Raw genomic sequence first — 11,582 nt, forward strand, 5'->3', positions numbered from 1 at the left:
AACTTAGTTCATTTCCTTGAGTTTTTCAGCAGCGGTTTCTGCAAAGTAAGTCCAGATTCCGTCTGCACCAGCGCGGCGGCAGCACATCAGTGATTCTAAAATGACTGAATCTGATAACCAACCATTTTGAATTGCGCCAGCTAACATTGCGTATTCGCCACTCACTTGGTAAATGAATGTCGGAACACCAAAGGTATCTTTCACTTCACGTACCACATCCAGATATGGCATGCCCGGTTTTACAATCACCATGTCGGCGCCTTCTTGAATATCAAGCGCGATTTCATGTAATGCTTCGGCACGGTTGGCAAAGTCCATCTGGTAGTTATATTTATTACCACCTTTTAGGTTGGATGCAGAGCCAACAGCATCACGGAATGGACCATAGAAGCTAGACGCATATTTCGCAGAGTAGGCCATGATGTTGGTGTAGATGTGACCATTGGCTTCTAAAGCCTGACGAATCGCGCCAATACGGCCATCCATCATATCACTTGGAGCAATCACTTCGGCACCTGCTTCTGCGTGACTTAAGGCTTGTTTAATCAAGCATTCTACAGTCTCATCATTGAGCACATAGCCTGTTTCATCAATAATGCCGTCTTGACCATGAGTGGTATATGGATCGAGGGCACCATCAGTGATTAACACCATTTCTGGTAATTCTTTTTTTAGCAAACGACAGGTGGTTTGTACTAAACCATCTTCACGCCATGCAGCTTCTGCGGTGAGGCTTTTATCTTCTTGCGGGGTAACTGGAAAAAGAGCCAGTTTTGATACGCCCAATTCCAGAAGTCTTTCAGCTTTTTTCAGTAACAAATCTGCCGACAAACGCTGAATGTTTGGCATACTTGGAATATCTTGGGTTTGATTTTTTCCCGGTAATACAAATACTGGATAAATCAAGTGATTGGTAGTGAGCTGTGTTTCGCTGACCATCGCACGCAACTGGTCATTTTTACGGATACGGCGCATGCGAGTGGCTGGAAATGCAGGACGATTGAACGTATAAGTCATAACAATCTCGATGTTCGGTATTACACTAGGATAGGTTGGCGGATATTCCATTACTGTCAACCGACTGCTGTATTGTAGCCCCATAATGCTGGATTTGTACAAAATTATGGGTGTTTATCATGCTTTTAAATTTAGGCAACATATGAGTGAAGAAAAGAAAAATTGGACTGGGAACATTCATTTAGGTGCAAAAACTGACCTAACTGTGGTTCTCAACCAATTATGTAAGGCGTTTAATAGCTCTCCTTTTTTTAAGCATAGTGGAATGATTATGCGTGTGGTGGACGGGCACATTGAAGGCTATATCGAGATGCAACCCAACCTGATTGGCAATTTGGCATTTCAGATTTTGCATGGTGGCGTTGCTGCAACTTTGCTCGATAGTATTGGCGGAATTGTGGCTATGGAACACCTCTATCGCCGTTCAACCCCAGAAACTTTAACTGAAACCATTAAGCAAGTGTCGCGTTTGGCAACAGTCGATATGCGTGTAGATTATTTAGCACCAGGGCGTGGTAAATATTTTATTGCACGTGCTGAAGTATTACGTTTAGGTCGTAAAGGCTGCACCATGCGCATGACCATGGTCAATGATGAAGATAAAGCCATTGCTGCGGGTATTGCTTCATATGCCTATTAAGCAATGAATTGAATCATTTAAAAGCGCCAAGTGCGCTTTTTTTAGTGTTTGAAAAGCTAAAATTTTCATAAAAACTTTGAGATAAACATTAATTTAATTAGAACGAACGCATGAGTTATAAAATTTTATTCTCATATTATGAGGTTTTAGCGTTAAAATTAGCTCCTTTGACAATGCGGTATGTCTTGTTTATAGAAAAAGAAAAACTCTATAACAAGGTGTAGTGCGAGATTGATGGCAAAGCCAACTCATCTTTAGGAACATACCATGACTGATGCACAAAGCAATGTACAAGAAACAGTGCCAACAACATCTGCCTCGGATGAAAACAATCAAAACAAGCGCAAAAAATTTCTTGGTTTTTTTGCGCTGATTTTATTGATCGCCGCTATTTTGTATGCAATCTGGGCATTATTTTTAAATAATTCCGTGAGTACGGATAATGCCTATGTTGGTGCAGAAACCGCGCAAATTACTTCAATGGTGAGCGGACAGGTCGCTCAGGTTGTCGTAAAAGATACCCAAACTGTACATCGTGGTGACGTGCTGGTTCGTATTGATGACCGTGATGCCAAAATTGCATTGGCTCAAGCTGAGGCAGAACTTGCCAAAGCAAAACGCCAATATAAACAAACTGCGGCAAACAGTAGTTCTTTAAACTCTCAAGTGGTGGTGCGTGCTGACGAAATTAACAGTGCCAAAGCACAGGTTGCTCAAGCACAGGCAGATTATGACAAAGCTGCTTTAGAGTTAAACCGCCGTGCACAGCTTGCTGCCTCTGGTGCAGTGTCTAAAGAAGAGCTCACTAAAGCACAAAGTGCAGTTGAAACAGCTAAAGCAGGGCTAGAGCTTGCCAAAGCTGGTTTAGCGCAAGCGTCTTCAAGCCGTAAAGCTGCTGAAAGCACCTTAGCTGCAAACGAAGCCTTAATTCAGGGTGTAAGCGAAACCTCGACTCCGGATGTACAAGTTGCACAAGCGCATGTAGAACAAGCTCTGCTTGACTTGGAACGTACCGTGATTCGTGCACCAGTTGATGGTGTGATTACACGCCGTAATATTCAAGTGGGTCAACGTGTTGCGCCGGGTACGAGCATGATGATGATTGTGCCGCTCAATGATTTATATGTAGATGCTAACTTTAAAGAAAGTCAGTTGAAAAAAGTCCGTCCGGGTCAGGTGGTCACGCTTACTTCAGATTTATATGGCGATGACGTCGAATATCACGGCAAAGTGATGGGCTTCTCTGGTGGTACAGGCTCTGCCTTTGCCTTAATTCCGGCTCAAAACGCAACAGGCAACTGGATTAAAGTGGTTCAACGCTTACCGGTTCGTATTGCACTTGACCCGAAAGAACTTGCTGAACACCCACTGCGTGTTGGCTTGTCGATGGAAGCAAAAGTCGACTTATCTGCGAAGTAAACGCTTATGAAAACGCAAACACCTTTTGCCGAACTAAGCGGTGGCCGTTTAATACTGGCAGCGTTTGTTATTGCCTTGTCGAACTTTATGGTCGTGCTCGATACGACCATTGCCAACGTATCTGTACCGCACATTACCGGTAATCTTGCTGTTTCAAGTACACAAGGAACATGGGTTGTTACGTCATATGCTGTTGCAGAAGCGATTTGTGTACCTTTAACAGGTTGGCTTGCAGGTCGCTTTGGAACTGTTCGGGTTTTTATTTTTGGCCTGATTGGTTTTACCATTTTTTCTTTCTTGTGCGGCCTAGCAAACTCATTAGGCATGCTGGTGTTTTTCCGTATTGGCCAAGGTCTATGCGGTGGCCCACTTATGCCACTCAGTCAAACCTTGCTGATGCGTATTTTCCCTCAAGAAAAGCATGCACAGGCGATGGGTCTATGGGCCATGACTACCGTCGTTGGGCCAATTTTAGGGCCAATTTTGGGTGGTCTGATTAGTGATAACCTGTCTTGGCACTGGATTTTCTTTATTAACATACCAGTCGGGATTATTTGTGTTTTAGCGGCAATCCGTTTGCTTAAACCAGCCGAAACAGAAACGATTTCTTTAAGAATCGACACGGTCGGTTTAGGTTTGTTAATTCTCTGGATTGGTGCGCTACAGCTCATGCTCGATTTGGGGCACGAACGCGACTGGTTTAATAGCACCAGCATTATCGTTTTAGCTTTAACTGCCGCCATTGGCTTTGTGGTGTTCCTCATATGGGAACTCACCGACAAACATCCCGTCGTGGATGTCAAAGTCTTTAGGCATAGGGGCTTTGCCATATCGGTGCTGGCTTTGTCGCTTGGCTTTGGCGCGTTCTTTGGCAGTATTGTACTGATTCCCCAGTGGCTGCAAATGAACCTTTCCTACACCGCGACTTGGGCCGGCTATTTAACTGCAACCATGGGCTTTGGTAGTTTGACCATGTCACCAATTGTGGCAAAGCTTTCGACCAAACATGACCCGCGCGCACTGGCAAGTTTCGGTTTGATTTTGCTGGGTGCTGTGACCTTAATGCGGGCATTCTGGACGACAGACGCCGACTTTATGGCGTTGGCTTGGCCACAAATCCTGCAAGGTTTTGCTGTACCGTTCTTCTTTATTCCACTGTCAAACATTGCACTGGGTTCGGTACTCCAGCAAGAAATTGCATCTGCTGCGGGCCTCATGAACTTTTTAAGAACCATGGCAGGGGCGATTGGTGCTTCAATTGCAGTCACCGTATGGGACGACCACGCCAAAGTTGCACGCAGTGAAATGGTTTCAAACCTTCATACAACTGAAGTACAAAACACACTTTTGCAAAATGGTTTTACGGCTGACTCGACGCTTGGAATTATTTCAAACCTTGTCGATAAAGAAGCCATTACCATGTCGGCAAACCATGTGTTTTTACTGTTTGCGATCGTGTTTGTCTTTGCGGGGCTGGTGATTTGGCTGTGCCCAAAACCCAAACAGGTCAGTGGTATGCCTTCTCACTAAACATCAAAAAGCATCTCTTCGGGGGTGCTTTTTTTAGGCCAACTACAAAATGAGTGTGTTTACAAATAGCAGATTTAGCCTGTATTTAAAGAAATAAAGCATGCCAGAATTGGGCAAATCAGTTATAAAAGAGTGTGATAACAAGCAAGGAGACATCAAATAGGGCACAAAATAAACACCCTTAATCATTTAATATTATTAAAACTTTATTTTTATCAAAGATTAAAAAAACTGAAGACCTGAAAACAAAGAAGCTTGCATGGCAATTGCATGGATAGGCAGGCGTATATATTGGAGTTATCACGTGAATAAAAGATATTCATTTTTGTTCAGTAGTTTATTAGCAGTCGGTTTATTACAAGGATGTGGAGATGACTCCTCGTCAGATCAGCCCAAGGATGATTCAAATACAACCCCGCCCAATTTAATTGTAGATAACGACCCCACCAGTTGTAGCAAACTGGCCCAAGATGGTTCAAGCGTGGTGGTCGGTTCAAACCAAAATGGTGACCCAGCAGCGCCTGAGGGTGCATCGGGTTATAGACTCGGTAACACGGTTAAATACGCAGATAAATATATGGTGGTGGCAAACACGCCACTTGCGGTAAAAGCAGGTTGTGATGTGTTAAAAGCAGGCGGTAGCGCAGTCGATGCAGCCGTTGCGGTACAAGCCGTACTTGGTTTGGTCGAGCCACAGTCGAGTACCATTGCCGGTAGTGGTTTTATGATGTATTACGATGCTAAAACCAAACAAGTCACTGCTTATGATGGCCGTGAAACTGCTCCAGCGGCAGCCAACGAATATTATTTAATTCGCCAAGATATATATGACCCAAATTCACCTCCGCCTGTACCAAGTGCACGCCGTAGTGGCCGTTCGATTGGTGTGCCAGGTGTGATGCGTTTGCTTGAACAAGCACAAAAAGAGCATGGCAAGCTTGAATGGAAACAGCTTTTTGGTGAAGCGATTGGTTTGGCTGATAACGGTTTCCGTATACCGGGGCGTTTGGCAGATGCCATTGCAAGTAATGCAAACAGCTTAGCGCTTGATGCAAATGCAATGGCAACCTATTTTCATTCAGATGGTTCACCACGTAAAGTCGGTGAGACCATGACCAATAAGGCTTATGTAAAAACCCTAGAAGCCCTTGCCGCGCAAGGCGCAAATGCGTTGCACACTGGTCCAATTGCCCAAGCGATTGTGGAAAAAGCTGCACAACCATTTGGGGATGACCCAGCAAAAACTCCAATTACCCCAAGCTTAATGACCTTGCAGGATTTATCGAACTATCAGGTTAAAAAACGCAATCCGATTTGTACGACGTATCGTGACCGTTACTATGTATGTACCATGCCACCTCCATCTTCGGGAGGGATTGCAGTGGCACAAACTTTGGGTATTTTAGAAAACTTTGATATGTCGCTTTATCCACCTAAAAACCCTGAAAATGAAGGTGGTGTGCCCGATGTTATGGGTGTGCATTTAGTGTCTGAAGCAGAGCGTTTGGCCTACGCCGACCGTGACAAATATGTGGCAGACACCGACTTTGTCGCTTTACCAGCACAGGGTATATCAAGTTTTATTGATAAAAATTACCTGAAACAACGTGCCGCACTGATTAACCCGAACCAAAGTATGGGCGTTGCACCAGCAGGTAATTTCAATCCAGCTTCGGGTGTCGACACGACTGTTGAACATGGCACGACTCAGTTTACGATTGTAGATGCCTATGGCAATGTGGTTTCAATGACATCGACTGTTGAATCGAGCATGGGTTCATTCCATATGGTGGATGGTTTCTTGCTGTCAAATCAGTTAACTGACTTTAGCGCAAACCCTTATGACAGCACTGGGGCACTGGTTGCCAACCGTGTAGAAAGCGGCAAACGCCCACGTAGTACTATGGCACCAACTTTAGTGTTTAAAGGCATCACGCCAGATGAGTTTTATATGGCAACAGGTTCACCAGGTGGAGGTACGATCATTCAATATGTAGTTAAAACATTGGTGGGTGCATTGGACTGGAACTTAAATGCACAGCAGGCCACTTCGCTTGTAAACTTTGGCGCAACCAATAGCAAAAACACCAATATTGATAGCTCGAATGTACAACTTTCCTTAGTTGACCTGATTGAAGGCTTAAAAGCAAAAGGGCATGGCATATCGAACACTGCGCAAACCAGTGGTATTTCAACGATTATGAAAGTAAATATAAATAATCAAAGTAAATACGCAGGTGGGGTAGACCCACGCCGTGAAGGGATCGTGTTAGGCAATGGAGCCTTATAGACCACACTTTAAAAAAAGCTGTCATTTTTGGCAGCTTTTTTTATATGGCCCTTGAAAAAAACAAAAGGCTCTCCATTATGTAAATATGTTCATCAGTGGCAGACTGTTGATAAATTGCACAACATTTTATTTTAGTTATGCTATGATGTTCAGACATTCATGGGGATGTTATTGGCTTCGACGCCGGTGATGAAACTCATAGATGCATGCCGAGAGCGCATTTTCTCTCGTAAATAAAATTTGCATTTTAATAGTCGCAAACGACGAAACTTACGCTCTAGCTGCCTAAGGGCAGTTTGTCCGCTTCCTAGAATACTTGTGGTTTAGGAACCCGACCGTAGCGCACGCACACAAGTCCGTATAGAGTCAAGCCTCGGGGCTTTATACCAAACTTAGAGGATCGCACCTTGTACCCTGTTCGTCGGGTCACTTGGTGTTAAAACAATAGACGATATCTAAGCATGTAGTATTCTCGAGCGTAGTGCTGGCGGACGCGGGTTCAACTCCCGCCATCTCCACCAAATATTTAAACTTATATGCTGTTAGATAATAGTGTATGAGACTGAAAGGCTTAAACTGTAATGGTTTAAGCCTTTTTTCTTGCTTTTATATACTTAAATATAAATCTATAATGAATGAGGGATTGCCAAGGACAAATGGTCTATAACCTTTAAACAAAGTAGAGGTCGTAAATGATTATATATATGGGTACTATGGAACATTATTAAATATTCCTACATATACTAATGAATTTGAGAGTTATTCTTTAGAGTTAAAACAATTAGCTTTGAACAATGTCTGCTCAGTTTGACAAGGACAAATAGCAGCTAAGTCTGGTTCACATGCTATATATTACAATTATGCTTTTGATGGTTCATTTCTTTTTAGTGTTGAAGTGACACCAGCTGATTGTGGTTATTAGGAAAAATGATCTAGTAATTTTTCTTTGGTTAGATTACTAGATCATAATATTATTAAAAACTAATATTACTTACCTCGGGTAGAGGGTCTTTTTTACCTTCTTCTAACCATTGTTTGATGATAATAGATTCTGAAAAAATTGTTTTTGAAATAGTATAAGCTAATCTATAACAATTTAACCTAATGATAGGGACATGCTCGGGATCTTTCTGTTTTGCTTTATAGTTTGTTTCTATGAGTAAGTATTCTAATCCTTCAAGAACGTATTTAGATATTATACTTTGTTGATCTTGAGAGCCATTTTTAAATATAGAGGTAGCTGCTAGTAATGCTTGTGGAAGATTATTTCTACGACGAGTAGATATAGCAAGCCCAATTTCTCTTATTAAATCTTCAACTGGGAATTCAATATCATTTACTATATTTTTAAATGACATCTCTATCCATAGATATAAACCATACATAGCATATTTGGCTTGTTCTTCATTATCAGAAATTAGCCCTTTTCTTATAAAACTATGCAGCTCATTTTTTGGAATTTCAGGATCTTTTAATAAAAAACCAATTAAATGATAGCAGTAGATTCCAGAATTGCTTAAAGTGTACATATTAGTAAAGATTTTCTTTATTAATTTTTTTGAAGGACGAATATTCATTAATATATACCTTAAAGAAATAAAGATATCTTGAAATTCTTTAGTTGGATCATAGAATTGATACATAATTTCATTTGGATCATATTCATCTAGAGTTTTAATAACAATATCTATCCAACTTAACAAATTTATATTAAATATTTCTTGATCCTCATCAGTAGTTTCTAAAACTTCTATGGAATTGGAAATTTCAAAAATAAAATTAGTGATTTCTTTTTGGTTTTCAAAAATTTTAAAATAACGTTTTTTAAATATATCTATTGCTAAATTTTTATCTATTAATGGTGAAACAATATAATTGTAATCAAAAATATTCGTATCTAAAGGAAAGTGTTCATCTGTTAAGACATCATTTTTCCATAAATATTCAGAAATAAGAGATTTTTGATTTTTAGTAAGAATTTCTGAAATCAAAATATAGCGAAGACAAGCCTCCCATCTAGGTCTTCCTGTTTGTTTTAAACCAGAAACTATTATATTAATTATTTTTTGAATTCTATCTTTATGTATTTTATTGGGTTTTAATATGATGGTTGTTTTGTTATCATAAATAATATTATATAAGTTGAATAATAGATCACTTTGACTATCTATCGGAAGTTCTAATAGAGAATAAATTCTTTCTGACCTAATTTCTTGTGAACTAGCTTCCCAACATCTTTTTAAATAGTTATATAGAGGTTTTTTTAACCATCGATGTTTAAATAAATTTATATTATTTATTAAAGCTATACATTGATCTAGATGGTCATCAAGTTCTCTATTACGTAATCTAATTACTAAACGAGAAAGAATTTCTAAACAGCTTCTAATATAACTTATCCAAAATAAATCTGGTGTTTGATTATACTTTTGAATAGCATAATTTAATAAATTATTAACCTGATTAATTAAATTATCTAGTTCATCTTTTTCTAGACAAGCTATACTTACTCTTGAGTAAATATTATTTATTAACTTGTCATCATCGATAGGTTGAAGTCTTATTACTAAACGCATTGCAAGCTTAAGATTTATAAGTTCATAATTGCTAATAACTGATCCAATTAAATCTATACCTACTTTAAAGTTATTTAATCTAAGAGGAAGTCCTGCTACTTCAGTTAAAAGAATGCACTGATATGCACTACAAATTGATTGATATTTATAATTATTAATTCTTAAAGTTTCTCCTCTCTTTTTATATAAGTCAAAGTTGGGGTTAGATATTTTTTCATTATCTTCTCTTCTTTTGTTTAAGTTATTAATAAATTTTGAAATTTGATCGTTTGTATTACAATAAGATAATGCTAATTGATCTTGTCTCTCAGAGAGGTTGAACTTTTTTATTTTTAATAAATCATATACTTCCTGATTATTAAAGTTTAATGCTGGGATACTTAAGAGGGCCCATCCTTCACGGGAAGAATTAGTATATTTATTAGATTTATCAGGATTTTTCTTTAAAATAGTAAAGCCTTTGATAATTAAGTTTCTAGCATAATAGGTTAAGTTAAGTTCAAGAAGAAGAGATGCTTTTCTAAACATCCATATAGGGTCACTGTTTTCTACATTCCAAATTTCTAAATTTTTTTCGAGATTTATAAAATCTAGATTAATTAATTGCCATTGACATCTTTCATGAATTAAGTAATTTTTTATTTCTATTGAATAGCTTTCAAATAAATTGATATCTAAGAGCTTATTATTGAAACCTTCATCGTCTAGTGCTAGACGACTGCTAGTTAAAGAGTACAACGAGTTATTAATATACCCTAACTGTATTTTGCTCCATTCACTAGTTTTTGAAACACCATTAATTGTTTTTTCTTTGAAGTTGAATTTTTTTACAAAAGTACACCATTTTTTATCAATATCATGAGGAAGAGGCACTAATTTGATTTGATAGAGCCATATGATTTCGGTTAAAAATTTAAATTTCTCATCATCAGAAAGATCATCATATTTAAATAAAAACTCATTTTCCCAATATTGTATTGATAAATCTAAAATAGGATGCTTCTCAATTGGTAGTACAATCCAGTCTGGATATATACTTCTATTGTGTTCCCATATCTCTAGAATTTCACGAAATTTTTCTAAAGGTATAGGATCCGAAAGACCTATTCTAGAATCACTTTTAGGCGTATTTTGTATATTTTTTTCGATAGGATATAAATAATCATTTATAACAGAATCAGTATAGTTATGAGTAGATGGCCAATATTTACTCTTATATGATTGTCCATATTGTAAAGTTTTAATAATCCATTCTGTAGCATATTGATGACGTAAATGTTCTGGCCATTCATGAGCTTTGGGATGATTAGCTATGTCTATTGGCACAACATTATTATTTTCTAACATCCTTCTTCTATGTGGAGAAAGGCCTAACCAACCTGCTAAATAAATTTTAGGGGCTGAATCACCTAAATTATCACGGACCCAACCTGACCATTGTAGGAAGTTAGGATCATCTCCAGAAAACCCTAATAATAGTACTGTTGATTCCATCATAATTTGCTGAACGGTATTAACAAATGGAGCAAATTTTTTAGGGTATGTTCTATAGTCTTCTTCTGTAAAAATGAATGGTATATGTGAAGGTACAGTTCCATGTAACTTTATTATGCGGGGAGAAGGGGTACAAGATAATTCATCTACTGTACGAACAATACTATAAGATCTTTCTGGTATTTCTAATTGTGTTCTCTCAAGTAGCGTATCCCAATTTGTTGTTAAAACTTCTCTCCATGGTAGCTCTAATAATTGATAATGGAGTTCGGATGGTTGATGCTCTAAGTCTGGTACAGATTCTTGAATGAAGTTATGAAGACTTCCTCTTCCGAAAGCAATTTCATATTCTTGAGCTAATCTTAAGAAACCACTTGTGCCTGACGCCTCTGATAAAGCTTGCTTTAATCTAGTTTGTTCTGAAGGAGGATAGAGTTTAGAGCATAAGTTTTTAGCTACTTGAGACCAAAGAGGGAACTTCTTTGCGGATGGACTAATAGGGGTAGCATTTAAACTGAAACCTGCCCCTATCATCACTGATGCACCACCACAACTAGTATCCCATAATAAATCTCTTATATGATTAATATGACTTTGGTCAGGAATACTCATAGAT

6 protein-coding genes and 1 other RNA gene are annotated in these 11,582 nt (G+C 38.6%); 5 read left to right on the forward strand and 2 right to left on the reverse strand.

What is annotated here, in order from left to right; genetic code table 11:
- Window positions 1–3: 3 nt before the first annotated feature.
- Entirely contained in the window at window positions 4–1,017 is a 1,014-nt protein-coding gene (gene hemB, locus AW165_RS07300; RefSeq protein WP_060465559.1) for a porphobilinogen synthase, read from the reverse strand.
- A gap of 142 nt (window positions 1,018–1,159) precedes the next feature.
- Between hemB and AW165_RS07305 the strand changes: the two genes are divergently transcribed.
- The 5 genes from AW165_RS07305 to ssrA all read left to right on the forward strand — a co-directional run bounded on the left by AW165_RS07305 (window position 1,160) and on the right by ssrA (window position 7,417).
- Window positions 1,160–1,657, forward strand: coding sequence for a thioesterase family protein (locus AW165_RS07305; RefSeq protein ID WP_002121786.1), 498 nt, complete (start codon window positions 1,160–1,162; stop codon window positions 1,655–1,657).
- A gap of 267 nt (window positions 1,658–1,924) precedes the next feature.
- Window positions 1,925–3,076, forward strand: coding sequence for an EmrA/EmrK family multidrug efflux transporter periplasmic adaptor subunit (locus AW165_RS07310; RefSeq protein WP_060465366.1), 1,152 nt, complete (start codon window positions 1,925–1,927; stop codon window positions 3,074–3,076).
- A 6-nt stretch (window positions 3,077–3,082) separates the two neighbouring features.
- Window positions 3,083–4,606, forward strand: a complete 1,524-nt coding sequence (locus AW165_RS07315) for a DHA2 family efflux MFS transporter permease subunit (protein ID WP_005803108.1) — start codon at window positions 3,083–3,085, stop codon at window positions 4,604–4,606.
- A gap of 304 nt (window positions 4,607–4,910) precedes the next feature.
- The gene (gene ggt / locus AW165_RS07320; RefSeq protein ID WP_060465367.1) at window positions 4,911–6,896 is read left to right on the forward strand and encodes a gamma-glutamyltransferase; all 1,986 of its coding nucleotides are present in this window, start codon (window positions 4,911–4,913) and stop codon (window positions 6,894–6,896) included.
- A 161-nt stretch (window positions 6,897–7,057) separates the two neighbouring features.
- Window positions 7,058–7,417: a transfer-messenger RNA gene (ssrA, locus tag AW165_RS07325) on the forward strand.
- Between the two features lie 453 nt (window positions 7,418–7,870).
- Here the strand turns inward: ssrA and AW165_RS07330 are convergent.
- Window positions 7,871–11,578, reverse strand: a complete 3,708-nt coding sequence (locus AW165_RS07330) for an SIR2 family NAD-dependent protein deacylase (RefSeq protein ID WP_060465368.1) — start codon at window positions 11,576–11,578, stop codon at window positions 7,871–7,873.
- Window positions 11,579–11,582 lie beyond the last annotated feature (4 nt).

The organism is Acinetobacter sp. LMB-5, assembly GCF_001541635.1.
Taxonomy (GTDB): Bacteria; Pseudomonadota; Gammaproteobacteria; order Pseudomonadales; family Moraxellaceae; genus Acinetobacter; species Acinetobacter pittii.

What these genes read in the sequence shown, in the direction of transcription:
- hemB (WP_060465559.1), bottom strand. Translation starts at nt 1,017, where the DNA reads ATGACTTATACGTTCAATCGTCCTGCATTTCCAGCCACTCGCATGCGC.
- AW165_RS07305 (WP_002121786.1), top strand. Translation starts at nt 1,160, where the DNA reads ATGAGTGAAGAAAAGAAAAATTGGACTGGGAACATTCATTTAGGTGCA.
- AW165_RS07310 (WP_060465366.1), top strand. Translation starts at nt 1,925, where the DNA reads ATGACTGATGCACAAAGCAATGTACAAGAAACAGTGCCAACAACATCT.
- AW165_RS07315 (WP_005803108.1), top strand. Translation starts at nt 3,083, where the DNA reads ATGAAAACGCAAACACCTTTTGCCGAACTAAGCGGTGGCCGTTTAATA.
- AW165_RS07330 (WP_060465368.1), bottom strand. Translation starts at nt 11,578, where the DNA reads ATGAGTATTCCTGACCAAAGTCATATTAATCATATAAGAGATTTATTA.